The sequence below is a fragment of the Methanosarcina flavescens genome (genome assembly GCF_001304615.2).
Taxonomy (GTDB): domain Archaea; phylum Halobacteriota; class Methanosarcinia; order Methanosarcinales; family Methanosarcinaceae; genus Methanosarcina; species Methanosarcina flavescens.
This window is the reverse complement of sequence record NZ_CP032683.1, coordinates 2,632,812-2,655,264: the sequence shown is the minus strand read 5'-3', so window position 1 is coordinate 2,655,264 and position 22,453 is coordinate 2,632,812. Positions and strand designations below refer to the sequence as shown.

Below are 22,453 nucleotides of genomic sequence, written 5' to 3'. Positions count from 1 at the left end.
GAACCCAAATTAAAAATATAAAGAATTTAAATTAGAAAAAGGCATTGAATTAACTTGAGAACAGCCTGAAAACTGTAGATAGAAAAAATTTGCTCAGGGGATGAGATTGGAAAAACCTACTGAAAGAAAAATTACATGATAGAGGAGACAGAAAATGGTTAAATTCACTCACCTGCTCGTACTGTCAGCTTTAATTATCTGGCTTGCAGGATCCGGTTGTCTAGGAAACGGTACATCTGAAATGGAAAAGTCAGAGGCAGACCCAAACGCCGTTGAAGCAGGAAACGGGATACCAGCTGAGGATCTGGAAATAGGACTTACGCAAGCCGAAATCCAGAGTCTTGATTCTGATATGGCAGAACTTGAAGGTTTGCTTGAGAATGCAAGCCCTGAAGAAGAGATAGTAATTGAAGAATTGTGAGATGTAAAGGAAAGAAGTGAAAACCATGGAGTAATCGTTTTCACTTAAAAAACATCTTTTCTTTGTTTTTAATTTTCTGAATTTCTTCTTCCAGTGTCTGTATCCTGGATTCAAGCTCACTCATATCTTTTTTAGTAAATACATCGATTTTCGAGATTGACTCCTGAACTTTCTCTGAGATTTTCTTCTCAAGATCGAGCTTCTGTTTTTTTCTTTCTTCCAGCATATCCTGGACAACTTTTTTACCTTCTTCTTTATTGATGTCTCCTTTATCAACAAGTTCCTTTACAAGTTCATTTATCCTGTCTTCGGTTATTGCCCAGAGACCGGCTCCTATAAGCCCCAGTTTTCTTACGGATTCTCTCATGTACAAACACTCGCTGTTAATATCAATCTGAAAAGAATATTAAAAAACCTTGCATAAAAATATTTTATGTAAAAATAATTAATTGATATAATCTCTAAAGATGTATTAAGGTTCCCCCACATTGAAGAATAAAGGCATAATTTGTTTCTATCTAATACATCTGCTGATCTATGTAAACATATTTATCTTCCAATTTTGTATAACTCATCTATTTTCTAATCTTATATAACTCATTAATCTTCCAGTCCTATTTAACTCGCCTATCTTCTGATTCTGCAGTTCGTTTTCTTTTAATTTTATTTCACTAATTTTTGGTGTGACTCATCGGCTTTTACTTCTTTCTTATAAAAATCAATTTTTGCCTTCCCCTACTTTTCCATAAGCCTATAATTTAAAAAGATTATTTAAGAGGATTAAAATGAATCAATTTGCAGTCATTTTAACGTTAACAGATTACTTAACCGAAAGAAAATATATAAATACATTAATTGATGATGTTATTTGGGGGTAATTTAATGGCAGATATGACAAAAGTTTCACCATCCATATGCGCATATCCTGACGAAAAGTATGAGAATCTTGAAATTGAGGTCATCCTTCCGGGGGTGGAAAAGAAGGATATTTCTTTTAAGCTCACAGAAGACGGCTTTTATGTGAGAGCTACCAAGGAAGGAGTCGAATATGTGGACAGCTATGCAATCTGCTGCCCTGTTGTCCCGGACAAAGCTACAGCTAGGTATTCTAATGGTGTACTTAAAGTTACAGTACCTTACCAGCAGCCTTTTGAAAACGCTATTGATGTAAAAATTGAGTAAGGTAATTGGGGACTGATGCAGTTGAGTCGGGAAATCAGTAATATTGAATCCCGGGAATTAAACTTAAAGAGGTCTAAACAAGGATATCTGTCACTTAAATAAGAATATCCGTTACAGACTTTCTCATCTTAACGTTGTTTCTCAACTGCTTAAGTCCTGAGTATATGTATAATTGGATTTTTAAAGAAGAGGTTTTCAAATGAAAAAAATGACAGAGCAGCATCTTATCAATGCATTCGGAGGAGAAAGCCAGGCACATATGAGATACTTACATTTTGGAAATCAGGCGGAAAAAGAGAAATTCAGTAACGTGGCCCGTTTATTCCGCGCAATTGCCCATGCTGAATATGTACATGCAGGAGACCATTACAGGGAACTAAGACATCTCGATGGGGGATTTGTCGCAAACAGCATGGGAGCCTTTGGTCCTGGGGATACAGTAAAAAACCTTAAACTGGCCATTGCTGGTGAGACATTTGAGATTGAAGAAATGTATCCTGTATATATAGAAGTTGCAAAATTCCAGGGAGAGAAAGGTGCACAGCGAAGTTTCGAATGGTCATATGCCAGTGAAAAATTGCATAAACAGCTTTTCGAAAGAGCACTTGAACGGGTGAACTCTGGAAAGGACATGGAGCTCGGTCCTGTCCAGATCTGTGAAGTATGCGGATACACTCTTGAGGGAGAAGCCCCGGACGTGTGCCCAGTATGTGGAGCGCTTAAGGACAAATTTACTGCGTTTGAATAATTGCTTAATAAGTGCTTTATTTGCATCGATTCACTCTGACAGGCAAATAGTTCTGCCGCAGGAAAGGTACGACTTCGTAAGAGGTCATTCTCTGAAGAGGTCATTTTCTGCGTTGTTTTCCTAACAGCACTCTTTCCGGAGTGAAACTCCCTATTTATTTTTTACTGGATTTTATAGGTTCAGGAATATATACCCTCTCTAAAACTGTCCTGCCCGAAGAAATCATGCTGGGGCTTTATTGCTATCTTCCCTGTCTTCAAGCCTATCCGCTACTCTGGGCCATAGAGACAGCGAAATTATCATGGAAATAACAAAAACAAAAATAGAGCCCGCAGCCATGTCTACCTGGGTGTAGGCTATTTCTCCTCTTGATATATTGGTTAAAAGAGACCCTAAAAGAAAAAGTACAACAAGCAATATCGAAGTGGCAAGACTTAATAAGAGCACTATTCTTTGCTTGTTTTCTGTTGATCCGAATTTTACCATATAATTCTCCTGTTTAAGTTTCCTTCATAACTACTCTGTAACTTTCCTGCGTAATTACTCTGTGTAACTTTCCTGTTTAACTCTCCTTTTCCTGTTTAACTCTCCTGCTTACTTTTCTAGCTTTTCTTAACAGACTTTAAAACTGTCTGCCAGCTCATTTAAGTTTGCTTCTTTTCATTAGCAGGGAATTGGTAGTCACCGAGACCGAGCTCAGAGCCATAAAGGCGGCAGCAAGTTCAGGTGTAATCAATATTCGATGAAAAACGGGATAAAGAATCCCGGCTGCAATAGGGATACCTATCGAATTATACCCAAAAGCCCAGAACAGGTTCTGTTTGATCTTGCGGATAGTAAGCCGGCTCAGCTTAAGAGCTACGACCACATCTCTGGGGTCGTTTTTTATAAGTACGATTTCTGCGGACTCCATTGCCACATCAGTTCCCGCTCCCATTGCAATTCCCACATCGGACTGGATCAATGCAGGAGCGTCATTAATGCCGTCACCTACCATCCCGACAAGCTTTCCTTCATCCTGAAGTTTTTTAACTTCATTTGCCTTATCCTCAGGAAGCACTTCAGCAAGCACTCTTGAAATACCTACCTGTCTGGCTATCGCACCTGCTGTAATGGCATTGTCTCCTGTAATCATAGCTACCTCGATTCCCATTTTTGCCAGGGTCTCAACTGCTTCCCTGGAGTTCTCCTTAAGGGTATCGGCAACTGCAACAATGCCTATGATTTTTTTCTCATACGCTACGAGCATCGCAGTTTTCCCATCTTCTTCAAATGCACGCATTTCAGGCTCAAGGATCTCAAAGGAGACCCCATTCTCTTCCATAAGTTTACGTGTGCCGAGCAGGATTTGCTTTTCCTCAAAATAAGCTTCAACACCCTTTCCCGGAATTGAACGGAAATTTTCTGCTTTTCCGAGGCTGATCTCCATCTCCTCAGCTCCCTTTACAATAGCTTCTCCCAGGGGATGTTCCGATCCCTTTTCAGCCGTTGCAGCTATAAAAAGCACCTGTTCCTTTTCATTACCAGGGGTTGTAAGCACGTCTGTGAGTTTTGGAGTGCCTTCTGTAAGAGTTCCGGTTTTGTCAAAAACTATTGTATCAAGCTTATGTGCCCTCTCAAGGGCTTCCCCACCTTTTATGAGGATTCCGTTTTCCGCTCCCCGACCAGTGCCCACCATGATGGCTGCAGGAGTTGCAAGCCCAACCGCGCATGGGCATGAGATCACAAGGATTGTAATGCCTATAAGCAGGGAAAAGAGGAAGGGGCTGATTCCTCCCATAGCTGCGGATACCCCAAAGCGCCAGTAGCCTACGAAGAACCAGAAGAAAAAGGCGAGAAGGGTAAGAATATGCACCGCTATTATGAAGTTGCCAGCAAAGATATCCGCAACCCTCTGGATTGGGGCTTTAGAAGTCTGAGCATTTTCAACAAGCCTGATTATCTGGGCAAGAGCGGTATCAGCCCCGACTTTGGTAGCCCGGAAATTAAAAGTTCCTGTTTTATTTAGCGTAGCCCCGATAACCGTGCTGCTGGGGCTTTTCTCTACAGGAATACTCTCACCGGTAAGCATTGACTCGTCCACTGCCGAACTGCCTTCAACTACAACCCCGTCAACCGGAATTTTCTCTCCCGGGCGAACAACAACAATGTCGCCAACCACGACTTCTTCAACAGGAACTTCTTTCTCCACACCATCCACAAGAATTCGGGAGGTCTTTGCCCTGAGTTCCATCAATTTCCTTATTGCTTCCGAAGTCCGGCTCCTTGCCCTGGCTTCGAGAAACCTACCAAGCACGATGAAAAGTATAAGGAGAGCTACCGTATCGTAATAGAGAGTATCATACCCGGGTCCGAGATCAAAAAATGTTGCTGCTACGCTGATGATGTAAGCAGACCCTGTCCCTCCGGCAATCAGCAGATCCATATCGGTTACGCCATGCCTGAAACCTTTAAAAGTCCCGACAAAAAACTGCCTGCCAGGGAAGATAAGGATGAGAGTTGACAATATAAAAAGCACTACGGGGTCGAAGAGGAAGGAAGGAATAAACCCCAAAAGAGAAGGAAACATCATACCCATGTTCCCGATAGCAACCGGAATTCCAAGCACAGCAGCAATGATCAGGTTATTTCTCTGTTTTCGAATCTCAACCTCCCTTGATATCTGCTCTCTGTCTTCATATTCCACAGTTTCAGTCCGGACCGATGCCCCATAACCAATTCTCTGTACCGTAGCAACAATCTCTCTTACGGAAATCTGGGCTGAGTCGAATTCTACAACTGCCTTTTCAAGGGGAAAATTTACTGAAACCGAAATCACGCCGTCGGTCTTATTAAGAATTCTCTCGATATTTGCAGCGCAGGAGGCGCAACTCATACCTTCGAGGTTAAGAGTTACCGTATCCTTCTCTACCTTATATCCGATTGATTCGATGGTATCTTCAATCTCCTTAGGAGAGATAAGCGAGGGATCAAAACCGACTTTTGCCCTTCCAAGTTCCAGATTGACAGCTACTGAGCTCACTCCTGCTTTCTTCTTTAATACTCTCTCAATATTTGCGACGCAGGCCGAGCAGGTCATGCCGGAAACTCCTAGCGTGATTTCTTTTAAACCAGTTTTCGGCTCTGAGACTTGCGGGGCTTCTCCTGCTGGCAGTTCACAGGTTACATCCAGAGGACAGGATTGAGGAACCTCTTCTGACCCCTTTGGTTCCGTCAAAGTTCTCTCCTCAGCCTCTGTTCCTGTCCCCGCCGCTTCTGCTGCCCCGAAAAACTCCACCGGCGTTTCTTCCTGTGTTTCTTCGCGTTCTATTGAGTATCCCGCCTTTCGGATAGCCGCCTTTATGTCTTCCAGGGTTACTTTTTCAGGATCAAAGCTAACTGTGGCGTATTCGGATTCGAGATTTACATCAACGGATTCTATCCCCTCAAGAGAAGAAATGGCATCCGCTACTCTTTTCTGGCAGTGACCACAGGTCATGCCGTAAACTCCAATAGTAACTTCCATCAAATGTGCCGCCTATTCAGGTTTTTCAGGATTTTCTGGCATTCAGTAAACTCTTCTGGGCTCTTCTATGGTTTTATAGCCAGCTTTAAGCAAGGTCATCTGTATGACATATGCATCAGTTATCCGGCTGTCATAGGCTACATTTACGGTTCTTTCAGGAATATTGATATCTACTCTGGAAACCCCATTAATAGAGGTAACGAGCTTTGCGACCATGTCCTTGCAGTACCTGCATACAAGGTCGTCTACTATGAATGTTGTCTCCCCGATGTGCTCACCCCCGCAGCATAACTGTTTTTCTAGTCGCTCTATCCATACAGTTAATCCATATAGTAAAAATCTGTATTTTTAGTATATAATAAATTCTTTGAAAATGCTGTATGGAGTGATATCACAGAGGTTCATATCCGGTTTCCCTGATTGCAGCCTTAACTTCTTCGAGATTTACCTTTCCTTCTTCATAGTCAACAGTTACCTGTTTAGTCTGAAGATTTACGTCCGCCCTCTGCACACCCTCTACAGCTTCAACGGCTTTTTTAACCCTCAACTGGCAATGCATGCAGGACATACCTTCGACTTTTATGATTTCCTGAGCCATGTTTTCAATCTCCGTTTAATTTTATTTAATGATTTTATCATAATAATTTTCTGGAATACTGCAGAATTAAATAGGTATATGTCAGGTTTGCCACAAATTCTTTGCGTAAACTCAGGTTAATGTGACTGATAATATCATTAAGCTGAAAATACTATGATTTTCAGCATTCTTCAACAATACTTACTGACATTAAAAAGTTCAGAAATACTAGCATTTATGTCATAAAGGAATAGGCATTAGTAGAACATAAAAGGAGTTGAGAAAATTTCTCAGGAAAAGTTCAGGAATTTTGTGGCAATTTTCATATTCTTACTGGGGTTGAAACTTGTGCTATTCCCATAATTCGACGCAGCCTTGCTCTATAGCTCTTTTCACGCTGTCTATGGTTTTTGAGTTCCAAATGTTCTTTGTGGTTTTGGTTTTTTGCATATTCTCTGTAGTTTTTAGCTTTCTATTCACTCTTTGAACCCTTTACCCTTTACTGATTTTCCCAGGAAATTTTTGCCTATAAACCAACATTTAAATACTAGTAATGAGTTTAAGGGAGTGTTTGTTCACAATTGTGAACTTTAAAAAAACTGTTACATAGGACGCATGTGAGCCAGGAAAGGGTTAGCCGTACTGAGATTCAGTAGAAAAAAATACCCATAAATAAAAACGCCCGCAATTGAACTCATTAAAACTTACAAACAGAGGTCTTTAGACAATGAAGTTACCTGAGAATCACCACCATCGGAATGACTCTTCTCATAAAGATGAGCACGGTCATCACAATCATCGCCATGGTGGGGGAGACTTCACGGATTACACCGACGCCGTAAGCGAATACAAAAAAGTTTTCCGACAAAGGGAGATGTGTTAGAGCACACACCTGACCCAGCAGTTAAAGAGATGATATTGCAGATGGGGAAGGTCGGTTGTGAAACTCCTTTTGATCGTTTTGATAAGCAGAAGCCGCATTGTAACTTCGGGATGGCTGGGGTCTGCTGCCGAAATTGTAATAACGGACCTTGCAGGATCACCAGGAAAAGTCCCAGAGGGGTCTGTGGAGCAGACGCAGACCTCATTGTAGCCAGAAACCTGCTAAGATGGGTTGCAGCAGGAGTAGCTGCCCATGGTGCCAGAGGGCGAGAAATAATGCTTGCCTTAAAAGCTTCAGCCGAGGGCAGCCTGAAACTACCAATTGCAGGCGAGGAGAAATTAAGAAAATCCGCCAATCAATTAGGCATCAATACTGAAGGAGAGACAATATTGACTGATCCTCAGAGATTACCTATAAAAATTAATAATGCCTGCATAGGCGCTAAAAAATAAAAGCAGGCAAAATTCTAAGATTTTATTATAATTTACTCTACCTTAAGGCATTATAAACTATTTTATCCACTGAATGAGCCCTGCTCGCTTTTTTACATTAACAAATAATCGCACAACATAAATTGACGCGGCTTAATTTGTGTTTTGATCCTTTCAAGCCGGGCAGCAGCTTTCGTTGCCCGTGTAATTTTTCATCATACAGGGCATCATAGTAGCATTGTCCGTATGATCTTTCATCATACAGGGCATCATACAACAGTGCATCATCATAGTTTCGTTCATTGAATCGGCGCACATCATACAGTACATCATGGTCTCGTTCATTGAATCGTTGCCTATCATACAGGGCATCATAGTAGCATTGTCCGTATGATCTTCAATCATACAGGGCATCATACAACAGTGCATCATCATAGTTTCGTTCATTGAATCGTTACCCATCATACAGGGTATCATGGTCTCGTTCATTGAATCGTCGCCCATCATACAGGGCATCATAGTTGCGTTCTCTGATTGATCCCCTTTCATACAGTATATCATACAATGCATGCAGTGGTGCATACAGTGGTGCATCATGGTGTCATTCATTGAGTCGTTATCCATCATCATACAGGGCATCATGGTCTTGTTACAATAATCCTTTTCAAAGTTCATGGTGGTATTGTTGCCATAATCCGTTTCACAGTCCATCAAACAACGATTGTAGTCCTGCTCACAGTTATATACACAACAATCATAGCCCTCTTTACAGTCCATAGTATTATTGCAGTAGTCTTTTCCACAATCCATTAGACAACAAGTGTAGTTCTCTACATATTTCATGGTAATATTGTTGCAATAATCTTTTTCACAATTCATGGTGGTATTGTTGGAGTACTCCTTACAAACACAGACCTGTCCGCTCGATTTTCCCTTATCTGCAGCTCCTGCGATCGGCTGCCCCAGTCCGATTATTATCAATCCTATAAATGTCAGCAGTAACACTGACTTTGTGATTCCAGATTTAACCATCTCTGTTACTCCCCCCGTTATGTCAAAGTTGTATGCTTAACATACCAGTATGCTTGGCATACCGGTAAATATTTACGTGCTCAGTAAATATAAAAGCGTTATTATATTAGAAATAATTCCTCCTAAGTTCCCCTTATATGTGCTTTTGTAGCAAGTGATCTTTTTAGGTTTATTATGCTAGTGATAATAAAATTAACATTGTGTTTAAAAATTATAATTCCAGCCAACATAAAACATAATAGATGGTAAACTTAGTAAACTGAGGCTAGATTTGCAACTCTTAATTAATACAATAAAAGAAATGATTAAAAAATACTGCTGTTATTGAAGAGGAGAGATGTAACTGATTGCATGTACATGCAGAATATCTGAGTAAATCCATTTATTGTCTACACCTTGAGATCAGTTAAGCACACCAGGAAATAAAAAGAGAAAAACAGAATTATAAAGGCTCGTACCCTGCTTCCCGCACGGCAGCCTTTATTTCTTCCAGGTCGGTTCTGTTCTCCTCGAATTCCACAACAGCTTCTTTTGTTCCCGGATTTACATCAACTACAGTTACACCCTGCACGGAAGCAATAACTCTCCCAACCCTTAAGATGCAGTGATTACACTCCATCCCTTCAATTTTTAAGGTTCCTTGTGTCAGAGATTCAATCCCCCCGTTAGTAAGTTCTGGATTTTTACCTGTAATTTTTTCCTGTCCTAGTTTTTATATGGTTTTTATATATTATATGGTTTGATTTAAGGCTTATTTTACCTGTTTCTGTTTTTATATTTCACAGGTTTTTATCACATTATGGGATTTTTGCTCATCCAGCCCTTTACGGATTAAATATATTCTCAATCTCCCCGAATTGTAGCAACAAGGACTATCAGGACAGACGCTCCGATTCCAGCCAACCCAACCCAGGAAAAAGTACCACCATTTAACAGGATATAGGCTGAGATAATAAGCAGGACAGCAAGGTAGAATTCTTTCGAAAAAACCGTTTTCCTGCTTTCTTCCTGCTTTAAAGAAAGGAATCTATCCCCCATTTCTTCCATTTTATCGGCAACTTCCCGAATTGTTGCCCTCATTTCAGCCTTTTCATCCACAGGTTCAGTGGAAAATTCAATGTGGATAGCAGGCCCTTTCGGCTCATTAAGCTTCTTATAAGCATCCATGAGAACGGGAATTGCAATAGTTTTAATATTGTATCTCGGATCCAGTTCCAGGCAGACCCCTTCTATAAGCAGGATCGCTCTCTGAAGGGTTGAAAATTCCCCGGGCAGCCGGATATTATATTTCAGACCAAGTTTTGCGTAATTGTCGCTTTGTCTGCCTTCAAGCCCATAGTTCTGGTTTGCAATCAGGCTATCCATATCTTTCCTGAGCCTGTGGATATCAACTTCCCGTGCATTTGCACCCCCAATTTTCAGGAAACCCTGGGTTGCCCCTTCCACGTCCCTATTGTTGATGGCATAGTAAAACTCCAGCATGTGCTTCTGAAGTTCTTCATCGATACTGCCCACAGCCCCGAAATCGATAAAGGCTATGGTATTGTTTTCCTGAACCAGCATATTGCCCCCGTGAGGGTCAGCATGGTAAAAGCCGTCGATATAGACCTGCTTGAGGTAACTTCTGGTGATGGTACGTGTATATTCCGATTTCTTGCTTTGAGGCACAGGCATATTAATTATGTCTTTAATCTGGGTTCCGTGGATGTATTCCATTGTAAGGACATTGGCTGAACAATAATCCGGATAAATTTTGGGTACAGCTACATTTTTCACGTTCTTGAAATTGTCCTCAAAACGCCGCATATTGATGGCTTCAGTTCTCAAGTCGACCTCGCGGGTAAGCATCTCCCGAATCTCCAGCAAGAAAGCATCAATATCGAAATTGCCCCCCAATCCAAGCACCTTTCGCATTACAGGCTTGAAATCATCCAGAATAGAAAGGTCAATGTTTATAATGTCAATGAGATTTGGGCGGAGGATCTTGACGGCAACCGGTTTGCCTTCCAAAACCCCTTTGTAGACCTGGGCAATCGAACCGCAGGCAATCGGTTCCGGGTCAAAGCTGTCAAAGATTTCAATAAAAGCTTTTGCTTTTCTCTCCCGTGAAGCCTTAAGCTCCTCTTCCGTCTTTTTCCGGTTTCGCTCCGCAAGCGTCTGGTATTCACAAACGCAGGCAAGATCAAGGGATTCAGCCATCTCTTCAAAAGGCACCGGCTTAACCTTGTCCTGAAGGTTTGCCATTTCTATGACATAAGGCTGTGGAACAAGATCAGGTCGCTTGCTCATTGTCTGTCCAATTTTGATGAAAGTCGGCCCAAGCTCTTCGAAAGCCTGCCTGAGCTTTACAGCCGTATGCCTGATTTCGAGATCAAAAGCACAGGTACAATCGGGATTCGAAATGTAGTTAGTGCGCAAATCCCGGTAAAGTTCAGGAATAAGATTATATTTTAAAAGAACCCTGGTAACCTTAAGGTACCTCTTTGTTTTCCCCAGCATTCATTTATTAATTGTCCATTATTGCTTAAGAGAATTTTCTTTGAGGTTGCCAGATGGGTTCTTGAAGAACTGGATAAAATTGAGATACTGTTTTATCGATTGATAGATTAGCCGATTGAAAAATCATCAATTTAAGATTATCATTTGAAATCTTGTCGATTGAGGGTGTATAGGTTGAATTAATTGTTGAAAATTTTTATTAAATCTTTTAGAAAAATTAATAAAGCTTGTTACAAGAATAATGTCAAATGCTACTGGATGCCTTTGTGGACTCGGTTGAGTATCTTTTAAAAACAGGCCCCTCAATAATCCTGGGGGTTATCCTTGCCGAACTTCTTGTAAGCCTCGGCTGGTTCTATAAATTTGATTTTCTGGTAAACCCGATCACAAACTATGCTCATCTCAGAAGAGAATGCGGAGTGGGCTTCCTTACAGCTTTTGCATCCACATCGTCAGCAAATGCTTCGCTTAAAAGCATGTACGACGAAGGAATGATAGAAGAAGACGAACTGGTAATAGCCTCGGTTCTTAACTCCTTTCCTGCCATTGTCATGCACTGGAGAACCCTGATCCCGATACTTGTGCCCCTGCTCGGCACAACCGGGATTATCTATGTGGGACTGATAACTCTAGTAGGCCTTGTAAAAACCCTGATAGTACTTATCGCCGGTCATTTCCTGCTTAAAGGAGAAAAAGTACATTTCGACGAGTTTGAGAAGAAAGAAATCCCGGAATTAAAAATAGCCTTTAAAGAAAGCCTGAAAATCTCAAAGAAAACTATAACCAGAATTTTCAAAGTGATGGTGCCCGTAACCATCCTGGTTTTTATCCTGACAGACCTGGGAGTGTTTAATTCCCTCGGATCGTTTCTCAAGCCGATTTCGGAGTACCTGCCCGTGCCTGTGGGAGGGCTCCCGGTAATTGCAGCCCTTTTTGCAAGCCACCTTGCAGCCTACACGCTCGCAGCAAGCCTAATGGAGCAGGGAATCCTGAGCGGCATTGAAGTTATAATTGTCCTGCTGGTAGGCAATATTATAACAAGCCTCGGAACCCTGAGAATCTATATCCCGCATTACGTGGGAATCTTCGGTCCCAGAATAGGGATGAAAACTATCCTGATTTCTCAGGTTCTAAGGCTGTTCGTTCTGATTGGAATCACGGGGGTTATTTTAATGGTGTTTTAAAGTAAAAATGATCGGTTGAAGTAAAAAATGGCTTTAAAACAAAAACGACAAAAAGAAAAAGTAACAAGCACTCCGAAACTGCAAGACAAAACTAGGCAAGACAAAAAAGATCATGTTTTGTAAGAGAAACATTACGGCTTCGCTCGAATCTTCCTGAAAACATCCCTGAAAGCCAGTCTTTTCTCTTCCTTAATCGTGAACCCGGCTTTTTCGATATTCCTCACAGTATCTCGTGTAGTATGATCTCCAAGCAGGAAAAATAGAACTGGATTAATCAAATGTTCCATGAAATCAATAAAAGGGTAACTGCTATGCACGTGTTCAAGGGATATTAGTTCCCCTGATGGTTTTAGAACGCGTCTCATTTCCTTAAGAGCTTTTACAGGGTCAGGGATTGTGCAGAGCACGAAAGTCGTTACCACGTAATCGAAGCTGTTATCCGGGAAATCAAGCTGTTCGGCATCCATAGGATAAAGAGTAACGTTTTTCATGGCTTTCGCTTTTTCCCGGGCTTTCCTGAGCATTTTTTCGCTTTTATCGATCCCTATCACCCGGCAGCCTGCTGGATAATACATCAGGTTTCTTCCTGTGCCAACCCCGACATCCAGAACTTTTCCACTCAGGTTTGAAAGAGCTTCCTTTCTCCATTTCCGGAAAAAGAAAAGTTCCAGAGGCAAGTCTATCAGTTCATATATGGGTGCGATTCGGTTATACTTTGAGACCACGGACATTAAACAAATTTACGCTTTCTTCATGATTAGCTTTTCTGGATATGCAGGGAAAAACTATTGTATTAAGGGAAAGCAGTTTAAATAGAAATGTTCAGGTTTTGGATAATTCTCCGGAAGTTTTCCGGAAACAGGTTTATTTACGGTTTTGCCCTGATCTTCTTAAAAACGTCCTGAAAAGCAAGGTTTTTTGCTTTCTTAATGGTGAAGCCGGCTTTTTCTATGTTTCCCATCGTATTTCGGGTCATATCATCCCAGATAAAGAAGAACATTATCGGATTGATCAAATCCTCAATGCGGGCAATAAACGGGTTGCTACTCCGCATATGCTCAAGAGCTATCAGCTCTCCTGAAGGCTTGAGGACTCGTCTCATCTCTTTAAGAGCCTTCACAGGATCGGGAACCGAACAGAGGACAAAAGTCGTAACCACATAATCAAAGCTATCATCTGGAAATTCAAGGTGCTCGGCATCCATAAGATAAAGAGTAATATTTCTCATGCCTCTTGCCTTCTTCCGGGCTTTTTCAAGCATCCCTGTGCTGTTATCTATTCCGATTACCGAACAGCCTACCGGATAATATTTAAGATTCCTTCCTGTGCCCACCCCGACTTCCAGAACCTTGCCGCTCAGGTTTGAGAGGGCTTCTTCTCTCCACCTGCCGTAAAGGAGAAGCTCTACAGGCAATTCTATGATGCCATAAACCATTGAGATCCGGTTATATTTCGAAACCACGGACATTAAGTGAGTTTACGCTGTCCTCACGATTAGCTTTTTGGGATACCGGAAGAAAAAAGTATTTACCAGGTACTGTCCGCCTGATATCATTATCCTGCATGAGAACTCCGGGAAACCGATTCATATTTAAGCGTTAGAATTAATACCACGCTACAAAACTTACACTAAATATAACATTAAATTTTACATTAAGTCCCTCACTAAATTTCACATTAAATCGTGAATTAAACTCATAGATAATATCAAATTAGAAATTATTACTTGCAGACGTTGAAACAAATTCCCAAACATTGTTACTCCTAAAGGAATTGTACTCTTACCAATTAATTTCACAAGAACCAGAAAGAGGAAACCCTATGAGCAATATTTTACGCAGAGGCAGGCTGGAAGCCGCCCAGGATGAGGAAATCTTACGTTATACATCCTCTATGGAGGCTGACAGGTGGATATTTGATGCTGATATAGCAGTGGACCTTGCCCACACGGTAATGCTGAGAGAGCAGGGCATTATAAACCGGGAAGACTGCAGCAAAATTCTTAGCGGGCTTTTGAAAATCAGGGAAGAAGGAATGGAAAAGCTCGATTTCAGCTATGAAGACATTCATATATCTCTTGAGTCGAAGCTAATCGATCTGGTTGGGGAAGATGTAGGAGGCAGGATGCACTCGGGACGTTCAAGAAACGATGAGGTTGCAACCTGCGTCAGGCTCGTGCTAAGGGAGGAACTGATAGGGCTGCTTGAGGAAATCCATGAGCTGAGGCAAACCCTTCTAACCCTTGCAGGAAAACATACTGATACGCTCATGCCTGGTTTCACTCACCTACAGCATGCCCAGCCGACAACGCTTGCCCATCACCTCTGCGCCCACGAAGCTGCCCTTGGCAGAGATTTCGACAGAGTTCAGGACGCTTATTCAAGAGTAAATCTCTGCCCTCTCGGGGCTGCAGCTTTTGCTTCCACTGGTTTTAACCTGAACAGGAGAAGAACCCAGGAACTCCTGGGCTTTGCAGGTCTGCTTGAGAACTCAATGGATGCGGTCAGTAGCCGGGACTTTCTTATTGAATGCGCCTCGAGCTTTACAAATCTCATGATAAACCTGAGCCGCATGGCAGAAGAGCTTGTAATCTGGTCCTCTTCCGAATTTAATTTCATAGAACTGGATGATATGTACGCTTCTACCTCCTCGATTATGCCGCAGAAGAAAAACCCGGATACCGCCGAACTTATGCGCGGGAAAACAGGAGTAGCCGTGGGAGCACTTATGTCCCTGATTACAATATGCAAGGGGCTTCCCCTGAGTTACAATCGTGACCTGCAGGAAGCGACCCCAAATATTTGGCGGTCTGTAGAAACGGTAAGGGCTTCAGTAAGGGTCATGGAAGGGATGATAAAAACCATGAAAGTCCGTACTGAAGTGCTCGCTGCCCAATCAGTCACAGGTTTTACGACAGCTACCGAACTTGCAGATACTTTTGTCCGGGAAACCGGAATTCCTTTCAGGACTGCTCACCAGATCGTAGGCATACTTGCAAGGGAAATGGAAAGGCCCACTCTGGAAAAGATAGATTCTGTAGCCGAAATTGTGCTGGGTGAATCGCTTTCAAGCCGTGGGCTCACGGAAAAGATGGTAAAACAAGCCCTTAATCCGGTATCAAACATAAAGCGAAGAAATATTGCTGGGGGGCCTGCCCCAGAAGAGATGCGGAATTACCTCTCAAAAAGGCGTACTGAACTCGAACTTAACAAGCAAGAAATTGCAACCATGAGAGACGTCACAGATTCGGCTTTTGAGAGCCTGCTTGCAGTCGTTAATGAGTACATGAAAGTTTGAGCTGTGGTAGAGCAAACCAGTAATTAATACACTTTATATTAATTAATATAAAGTAATATTAAATTAGTTATTACTTTGGCTCTTAGTATCACGCAAAATACATCGTAAAATAACAATATCATCCGAAGATATATGCTATAACACCGGAATACTAATTATCAATGCAGCATTTTAAAAACTATCGCAAGGGATTATTTATGGAATTCAAACAGGGCGACAGGGTACGTATTGAAAAGAACGGCACTGTATACGAAGGCAGAGTAATGCCGTCTATGGAAGGATATATAACAATAAAAATGAACAGTGGTTATAATGCCGGATTTTCCACAGACAGGGTAAAGGTAACGCTTCTGGAAGATAATGAAGAAAGCACAAACGGAGACGAAAACGGCGCGAAAGAATCTAGGGCTACTGGAGAGGGAATCACAAAGCCTGGAAAAAAGCTTCCGAAGGTTGCTATCCTTTCCACAGGCGGAACTATTGCTAGCAAAATCGACCATCGGACAGGTGCAGTAACATCACAGTTTACAGCTGATGATATTCTTGCAGCTATCCCTGAACTTAAAGAGATAGCCGATTTTAAAAGCAGGGTAATCTCAAGTATCCTCTCAGAGAATATGGATGTCGGAACCTGGGAAAAACTTGCCTGCGCAGTCGTAGAAGAAATCGAAGACGGTGCTGATGGTATAATTGTAACCCACGGGACAGACACCATGATGTACACGGCTGCTGCCCTCTCCTTCATGATCGAGACACCTGTACCCATCGTCCTAGTGGGTTCCCAGAGAAGTGCAGACCGTCCCAGCAGTGATAGTGCCATGAATGCAATCTGTGCAGCCCGTGTTGCAATAAGCGATATTGCTGAGGTTTCGGTTGTCATGCACGGAACAACCTCGGACGACTACTGTGAGATCCACCGTGGAACCAAAGTCAGGAAAATGCATACTTCCCGCAGGGATGCTTTCAAATCCATAAATTTCCTTCCTATAGGAACTGTGGATTACAATACAGGGGAAATAAAAACTTTCACTAATTATACCAAACGTGGAGAGATACCTCTCAAATTTAAGCCAGGCATGGAGCCTAAATGTGCCCTTGTTAAATTTACACCGGATGCAGACCCTGATATTCTTGACTATTATATCAAAGGCGGATACAGAGGACTGGTCCTTGAAGGTACGGGTCTCGGGCACGTCTCTACTAAGTGGGTTCCCCTTATCCAGAAAGCCACGGATGCAAAGATGCCTGTTGTAGTAACATCCCAGTGCCTTAATGGCAGAGTTTGCGACCGCGTTTATAATACGGGCCGTGATATACTGAAAGCCGGTGCAATCGAAGGCGAAGATATCCTGCCCGAGACCGCCCTGGTTAAACTTATGTGGGTACTCGGTCAGACCGATGAGTACAACAAAGCTATTGGTATGCTCAGGGAAAATCTCAGTGGAGAGATCACCGAGTGCTGTTTTAAATAAAAGAAGAGTCAAACGAATTCAGAGAATCAGGTTAAAAAGAAAGAACTAACCCCTTCAGGGGTTAATTTCCGATTTTTAAAAGGAATGAGTTCTTTTTCAAAAGGAATGGGTTCTTTAAGGATTGATCTGTAATTCCCGTCTCCCATTGTAATTTTTCCTGGTATATGTATCCAGCCATGATGTGGTGATCCATTAAAATCTGTAATTAAGATCTGTATATAAATTCAGAGTACTGGTTTTTCATCCAAGCATAGATTTACCACTCATTCCAGCCTGTGAGTTCAAGGATTAGATGATAGAACCTGTTGGTATGCTGTAATTTATGACGTCACTTTATGCCGTAATTTTCTTTACTCAATATATTTAAATAACAAAAAGTATTAATGTACAATGCTAACAAGTGTCATGTTAGCTATTATCAAGATAATGTCATCAGGATATTTTCAGGAAGGTGCTATAGATGCTCGGAATAAATGATCCATTTATCTGGCTTGGATATCTTGCCAGTATATTAAGTGCACTCTTGTGCCTGGTTTATGGAGCCTACCATTGGAGAGGCGGAGACGAGGAGCAGATGGTAAAAAGCAGCGCTAAAAAGGCAGCGACCCAGGATCAATAAAACTGGAAACAGAATTGAGATTGATCTAAAAGGTCAGGTCAAATCGGATCTTTGAAAAAACCTGAGAAAAACAGTATTAGAATTATTCTGGAATGGTCTTATCATGGCAGTTAATATTTCAGTTCTCATCCTCCTTCTTATCGCATATCTTGGGGCCACTTTCTATGTCGCTTACCTTGGATACAGGAAGAATTCCAAGACCGAAGGGTATATGCTCGCCGGTCGGGGGGTGCATCCTGCAATTATGGCGCTCTCCTACGGAGCTGCATTTATCAGCACCTCTGCAATTATAGGATTCGGTGGAGTAGCTGCGTCTCTAGGAATGGGACTCTTATGGCTCGTGTTTATGAACATCTTTTTCGGGATCTTTATTGCCTTCGTGATTTTTGGGCCCCGGACCCGGCGCATGGGGCTCAATCTGGGAGCTATAACCTATCCTGAGTTTATTGGAAAGCGTTTCCAGTCAAAGTTCATTCAGGCATTTTCCGGACTCCTGATCGGAGTCTTCATGCCCCTCTACGCATCAAGCGTTATCATAGGGGCCGGAAGATTCCTTGAGACAACCCTTGGACTTAATTATAACATTGCTCTCGTAATATTCACTATTATCATTGCCTCTTATGTGATTAAAGGCGGACTTCTCTCAGTAATGTACGTGGATGCCATGCAGGCTATCCTGATGCTGTTTGGAATGGGCTTCCTGCTTATTTACACTTACAGCATGCTTGGAGGAGTTACCGAAGCCCACCAGACTCTTACAGATATGGCAAACCTTGTACCTCCTGCCCTTGCAGCCCAGGGACACCAGGGCTGGACTTCAATGCCGGCTTTTGGCTCCCCTATCTGGTGGACAATGGTTTCCACAATTATAATGGGTGTGGGAATAGGAGTACTTGCACAGCCGCAGCTTGCAGTCAGGTTCATGACTGTAAAAGACGACCGCTCCCTGAAAAGAGCAGTTGCCGTGGGAGGTCCTTTCCTCCTTATGATGGTAGGAGTTGCATACGCTATAGGGGCACTTTCCAACGTATATTTCTACAGAACCATGGGCGTGATTTCGCTTCAGGCAGTGCCGGATGGCAATACTGATCTTATAATGCCTGCTTTCCTCAACCATGCAATGCCTGAAATGTTTGTCACGCTCTTTATGCTCTGCCTGCTTTCAGCCGCAATGTCTACGGCAGCAGCCCAGTTCCATACAATGGGCACGGCAATAGGGTACGATGTATACCAGCAGAGTATAATGAAAGGCAAATCCAGAGCAACAGTCCACGTTACAAAAATAGGAATTGCCTTTACCATTCTTGTAGCAGTAATTCTGGCATATATCCTTCCCGGAAGCATTATCGCCAGAGCGACTGCGATGTTCATGGGCTTATGCACGTCCGCTTTCCTGTCCCTGTTTATCGGAGCACTTTTCTGGAAGCGCACAACAAAAGCCGGAGCAATTGCAAGCCTGGTAATAGGGTCTTTAAGCAGCCTCTTCTGGCTGACTTTCGTGCATGCAAAAGAAGCTGTACCTCTAGGAATCTGCCAGGCAATCTTCGGCAAGGAAACCTTACTCACAGGCACCTGGCCTCTTGTAGACCCGATCCTGATCGCAACTCCACTATCTTTGATTGCCCTAGTTGTTGTAAGCCTTATGACACCCCAATTTTCACCCGAATTCCTGAAAAAAGCTTTCAGGTTGAGGTTTGAAGACGAAAAGGAAGAAAGCTCAGAAAAAGTACCCAGCAGTGCAGCGGATTCGGCAGGCGTTTAAGCCTGCAACCCTGTCTCCACCTTTACATGTTTTATTTCTTTTTCAATTTCATTTTTATACTTCATTAATTAGCTTTTTTATTTTCCTTTTGTTTCCTTTCTGACAGGCAGCGTCTGCCCCCCATGCGGCATAAGGTGGATTTTTGCATCAGGGTTTTCCGAGAGCACCGCGGATAAGGCGTCATTTACACTTGCCATCGGAGTGAAGAAGGCAGATCTTATTTGTTCATCCTGGAGTTTTGAAACCAGGTAAAGCTTAAATTTTTTTGAAATTTTAGCAATTATTGCAGTTTTGTGTCCACCGAACTCGAAACATTGTTTGAAACGCTCGATTGCATCATCAGGGCTCCGACATTCCCTGTTCCAGCATTCATACACCTGATTTCCAATTCCCTCGGCACATTCGGCCACAAGGATAATGGAGCCGCCTGCCTTCACGGCTTGGGTTGCATTGTCAAGGGCTTTATTTGCCTGGAAAAGGTTGATATCTTTCGGGAAACCTCCGCAGGAAACTATAACTGCATCTGCGGGCTCTACAGGCACCTTATACATGGAATCCACAACCTCCACGCCTTTCCTGTGAGCCTCGATAAAATCCCCGGCAACGGCAGCAACGATTTCTTTTTTACTGTCAAGCACTACATTCAAAATAAAGTCAAGACCGGTAATTTTTGCAGCTTCTTCCATGTCCTGCCGCACAGGGCCATCGACCCTTCCGGAAACAGCCTTCTCGTCAATCATCATTTTGTGGTTTGCTATTACTGCCTCTTTCGAGCTTACACCAGGCAGCACAGACTTCGCTCCTCCGCTGTACCCTGCGTAATAATGAAATTCAATGCTTCCAGTACCTATAACAAGATCTGCATCCAGAACATCTTCAAAGATTTCAATCGGGGTTCCTCGTGAGGTTATGCCAATACGTCTGCACCTGCTGGTATCGTGCTGGATGCAGCGGATTTTTTTGTGAATCTCTTCTCCGACTAGTCTTCTGGATTCCTCTTCGGTCTGGTTTCGATGGAGCCCGAGGGCAAAGACAATAGTGATATTCTCATCTTTTGCTCCTCCAAGATAAAGCTCTTCAAGCAGAGGAGGAAGAATTTTTTCAGTAGGAGTTGGTCTTGTAACATCACTGACTATAATTGCAACCCTGGAATCAGGGTTTACAATCTCAGAAAGCCTTTTGCTTTTTATAGGATTTTCAAGGGCTTTTTTAATTAAAAAATCTCCTCTCTCCTTTTTTTCAGGTTCAGAGGGTAGAATAATACTGGACATATTTCGTTTCGGAATATCCAGCTCAAGTGACATATTTCCAAAGGCCAGTGATATTGTTTTTGTGTTTGCAGTATTATATGGCATTTTAATTGCCTTTTTTATAATTCTTTATATAACTGTATTTATAATTCTTATATAACTGTATTATTTTGGGGCTATTTTCTTTTATAGTCTTCATCCTTTATGTCACCTTCTTATTTCATTACAGGTAAAGTCCACCCACCATTGGGCATAACATGGATTTTAGCCTTCGGGTTTTCGGAAATAATATTTTCAAGCGCTTCTTCTACACTTGTAACAGGGATAAAGAAGGCACTTCTGCTCTCAGTTTCTGGAAGCTTTGAGACAAGGTAAAGTTTAAAATCTTTTGCAGCCCTTCCGACAGTGGCAGCTTTATGTCCGCCGAACTCAAAACATTTTCTGAATTTTTGTACCACCTCATCGGGAGTTTTGCATTCTCTACTCCAGCGCTCATATATGCTATCCCCGATTCCTTCAGCACATTCGGCTACAAGCACTATTGAGCCTCCTTTTTTCACAGCATAAACTGCATTTTCAAGGGATTTTGTCGCCTGGAAGAGGTTAATATCCTTTGGAAATCCCCCGCAAGAAACAACGACTGCATCCGCAGGCTCTACAGGCACCTTATACATAAAATCCACAATCCCGGTTCCTTTCCTGTGAGCTTTTATAAAATCTCCGGCAACAGCAGCAACTATTCTTCTTTTACCATCAAGTACAACGTTTAGGATAAAATCAAGACCTGCGATCCTTGCAGCTTCCTCTATATTCTGCCTTGCCGGATTATCGGCCCTACCTGAGAGGGGATCCCCTTCAAAGAGTTTGCTGTAAAAACTATGATAAGAAAGTATGGATTTTTCCGAACTGACCCCTGGAAGGATGGATTTCCCTCCTCCTCCATACCCTGCATAATAGTGAAATTCCACTGAGCCTGTGCTTATAATAACGTCAGAGTTGACTACTTCTTCAAAAACTTCAACAGGCGTTCCAAAACTCGTTTCTCCAAGATACCTGCACCTTTTCCTGTCATGCTGGATGCATCTAATTTTTTCAAAGATCTCCTCACCTACAAGCTGGCGACACTCTTCTTCAGTCTGTAAGCGATGGAGCCCGAGGGCAAAGATAATAGTGATATTCTCATCTTTTGCTCCTCCAAGATAAAGCTCTTCGAGCAGAGGAGGAAGAATTTTTTCAGTAGGAGTTGGTCTTGTAACATCACTAACTATAATTGCAATCCTGGAATCAGGGTTTACAATCTCAGAAAGCCTTTTACTTTTTATAGGATTTTCAAGGGCTTTTTTGACCAAAGAGAAAGGATCTTCCTTTATTTCAGGTTCCAAAGGTAAAATTACACTTGCAAGGTTTCTTTCCGGAATTTCAAACTCAACTCCCGTGCTTCCGAAAGAAAGTGGTATTTTTTTTATGTTTGCAGTCATGGTTATGCCGATGCTTTATCTTGATACCATTTTTCTTTGTTGTAAAATAATAGGGATAAACAGGTATAAAAAGAACTATAATAATTTCAAAGGCAATTCAAAATTTTATTTTT

Annotated in this window: 21 protein-coding genes; 9 read left to right on the top strand and 12 right to left on the bottom strand. The window is 42.2% G+C overall.

All coding sequences use genetic code 11. From position 1 onward, the window contains the following. Window positions 1-154: 154 nt before the first annotated feature. Window positions 155-421, top strand: a complete 267-nt coding sequence (locus AOB57_RS11640) for a hypothetical protein (RefSeq protein WP_054299258.1) — start codon at window positions 155-157, stop codon at window positions 419-421. 40 nt (window positions 422-461) lie between these two features. On the opposite strand, the gene AOB57_RS11635 is transcribed toward AOB57_RS11640, so the two are convergent. Further along, window positions 462-788: a phasin family protein gene (locus AOB57_RS11635; protein WP_054299259.1), complete on the bottom strand. Its 327-nt coding sequence runs from the start codon at window positions 786-788 to the stop codon at window positions 462-464. Between the two features lie 515 nt (window positions 789-1,303). Between AOB57_RS11635 and AOB57_RS11630 the strand changes: the two genes are divergently transcribed. Then, window positions 1,304-1,603 (top strand): Hsp20/alpha crystallin family protein, encoded by a 300-nt coding sequence (locus tag AOB57_RS11630; RefSeq protein ID WP_054299260.1) that lies wholly within the window; start codon window positions 1,304-1,306, stop codon window positions 1,601-1,603. Window positions 1,604-1,802: 199 nt separating this feature from the next. Beyond that, window positions 1,803-2,351 (top strand): rubrerythrin family protein, encoded by a 549-nt coding sequence (locus tag AOB57_RS11625; RefSeq protein ID WP_054299261.1) that lies wholly within the window; start codon window positions 1,803-1,805, stop codon window positions 2,349-2,351. A gap of 222 nt (window positions 2,352-2,573) precedes the next feature. Here the strand turns inward: AOB57_RS11625 and AOB57_RS11620 are convergent, their stop codons facing one another. The 4 genes from AOB57_RS11620 to AOB57_RS11605 form a co-directional block, all read right to left on the bottom strand. Then, window positions 2,574-2,837, bottom strand: coding sequence for a hypothetical protein (locus AOB57_RS11620; protein WP_054299262.1), 264 nt, complete (start codon window positions 2,835-2,837; stop codon window positions 2,574-2,576). 154 nt (window positions 2,838-2,991) lie between these two features. Beyond that, complete coding sequence (locus AOB57_RS11615; protein WP_054299263.1) at window positions 2,992-5,856, bottom strand: heavy metal translocating P-type ATPase; 2,865 nt, start codon at window positions 5,854-5,856, stop codon at window positions 2,992-2,994. Window positions 5,857-5,898: 42 nt separating this feature from the next. After that, on the bottom strand, window positions 5,899-6,108 hold the full coding sequence (locus tag AOB57_RS11610; protein WP_226999703.1) for a heavy-metal-associated domain-containing protein: 210 nt from the start codon (window positions 6,106-6,108) through the stop codon (window positions 5,899-5,901). A 139-nt stretch (window positions 6,109-6,247) separates the two neighbouring features. Beyond that, window positions 6,248-6,454, bottom strand: coding sequence for a heavy-metal-associated domain-containing protein (locus AOB57_RS11605; RefSeq protein ID WP_054299265.1), 207 nt, complete (start codon window positions 6,452-6,454; stop codon window positions 6,248-6,250). Window positions 6,455-7,309: 855 nt separating this feature from the next. Here AOB57_RS11605 and AOB57_RS11600 point away from each other — a divergent pair. Further along, entirely contained in the window at window positions 7,310-7,768 is a 459-nt protein-coding gene (locus AOB57_RS11600; protein WP_226999486.1) for an anaerobic carbon-monoxide dehydrogenase catalytic subunit, read from the top strand. A gap of 153 nt (window positions 7,769-7,921) precedes the next feature. Here the strand turns inward: AOB57_RS11600 and AOB57_RS11595 are convergent, their stop codons facing one another. The 3 genes from AOB57_RS11595 to AOB57_RS11585 all read right to left on the bottom strand — a co-directional run bounded on the left by AOB57_RS11595 (window position 7,922) and on the right by AOB57_RS11585 (window position 11,278). Beyond that, a complete protein-coding gene (locus tag AOB57_RS11595; protein ID WP_054299267.1) occupies window positions 7,922-8,779 on the bottom strand; it encodes a hypothetical protein in 858 nt (285 codons plus the stop codon). Between the two features lie 442 nt (window positions 8,780-9,221). After that, on the bottom strand, window positions 9,222-9,428 hold the full coding sequence (locus tag AOB57_RS11590) for a heavy-metal-associated domain-containing protein (RefSeq protein WP_054299268.1): 207 nt from the start codon (window positions 9,426-9,428) through the stop codon (window positions 9,222-9,224). A 194-nt stretch (window positions 9,429-9,622) separates the two neighbouring features. Continuing rightward, a complete protein-coding gene (locus AOB57_RS11585) occupies window positions 9,623-11,278 on the bottom strand; it encodes an ABC1 kinase family protein (protein WP_054299269.1) in 1,656 nt (551 codons plus the stop codon). 248 nt (window positions 11,279-11,526) lie between these two features. Here AOB57_RS11585 and AOB57_RS11580 point away from each other — a divergent pair, with 248 nt between their 5' ends. Next, the gene (locus AOB57_RS11580) at window positions 11,527-12,462 is read left to right on the top strand and encodes a nucleoside recognition domain-containing protein (protein ID WP_054299270.1); all 936 of its coding nucleotides are present in this window, start codon (window positions 11,527-11,529) and stop codon (window positions 12,460-12,462) included. A gap of 131 nt (window positions 12,463-12,593) precedes the next feature. Here AOB57_RS11580 and AOB57_RS11575 read toward each other — a convergent pair whose 3' ends face one another. Together AOB57_RS11575 and AOB57_RS11570 are read right to left on the bottom strand one after the other, a co-directional pair. Beyond that, window positions 12,594-13,193: a class I SAM-dependent methyltransferase gene (locus AOB57_RS11575; RefSeq protein ID WP_054299271.1), complete on the bottom strand. Its 600-nt coding sequence runs from the start codon at window positions 13,191-13,193 to the stop codon at window positions 12,594-12,596. Window positions 13,194-13,330: 137 nt separating this feature from the next. Beyond that, entirely contained in the window at window positions 13,331-13,930 is a 600-nt protein-coding gene (locus AOB57_RS11570) for a class I SAM-dependent methyltransferase (protein WP_054299272.1), read from the bottom strand. Window positions 13,931-14,283: 353 nt separating this feature from the next. Here AOB57_RS11570 and argH point away from each other — a divergent pair, with 353 nt between their 5' ends. The 4 genes from argH to AOB57_RS11550 all read left to right on the top strand — a co-directional run bounded on the left by argH (window position 14,284) and on the right by AOB57_RS11550 (window position 19,612). Further along, complete coding sequence (gene argH / locus AOB57_RS11565) at window positions 14,284-15,759, top strand: argininosuccinate lyase (protein ID WP_054299273.1); 1,476 nt, start codon at window positions 14,284-14,286, stop codon at window positions 15,757-15,759. Between the two features lie 197 nt (window positions 15,760-15,956). Continuing rightward, window positions 15,957-17,231, top strand: coding sequence for a Glu-tRNA(Gln) amidotransferase subunit GatD (gene gatD / locus AOB57_RS11560; protein ID WP_054299274.1), 1,275 nt, complete (start codon window positions 15,957-15,959; stop codon window positions 17,229-17,231). Window positions 17,232-17,691: 460 nt separating this feature from the next. Continuing rightward, window positions 17,692-17,850: a symporter small accessory protein gene (locus AOB57_RS11555; RefSeq protein WP_167829610.1), complete on the top strand. Its 159-nt coding sequence runs from the start codon at window positions 17,692-17,694 to the stop codon at window positions 17,848-17,850. A 103-nt stretch (window positions 17,851-17,953) separates the two neighbouring features. Continuing rightward, window positions 17,954-19,612 carry a sodium:solute symporter family protein gene (locus AOB57_RS11550; RefSeq protein ID WP_054299275.1) on the top strand — a complete coding sequence of 553 codons (1,659 nt, stop codon included), beginning with the start codon at window positions 17,954-17,956 and terminating at the stop codon, window positions 19,610-19,612. A 77-nt stretch (window positions 19,613-19,689) separates the two neighbouring features. On the opposite strand, the gene larA (AOB57_RS11545) is transcribed toward AOB57_RS11550, so the two are convergent. Continuing rightward, window positions 19,690-20,967, bottom strand: coding sequence for a nickel-dependent lactate racemase (gene larA, locus AOB57_RS11545; protein WP_054299276.1), 1,278 nt, complete (start codon window positions 20,965-20,967; stop codon window positions 19,690-19,692). A gap of 110 nt (window positions 20,968-21,077) precedes the next feature. Next, window positions 21,078-22,340, bottom strand: coding sequence for a nickel-dependent lactate racemase (larA, locus tag AOB57_RS11540; RefSeq protein ID WP_054299277.1), 1,263 nt, complete (start codon window positions 22,338-22,340; stop codon window positions 21,078-21,080). Window positions 22,341-22,453 lie beyond the last annotated feature (113 nt).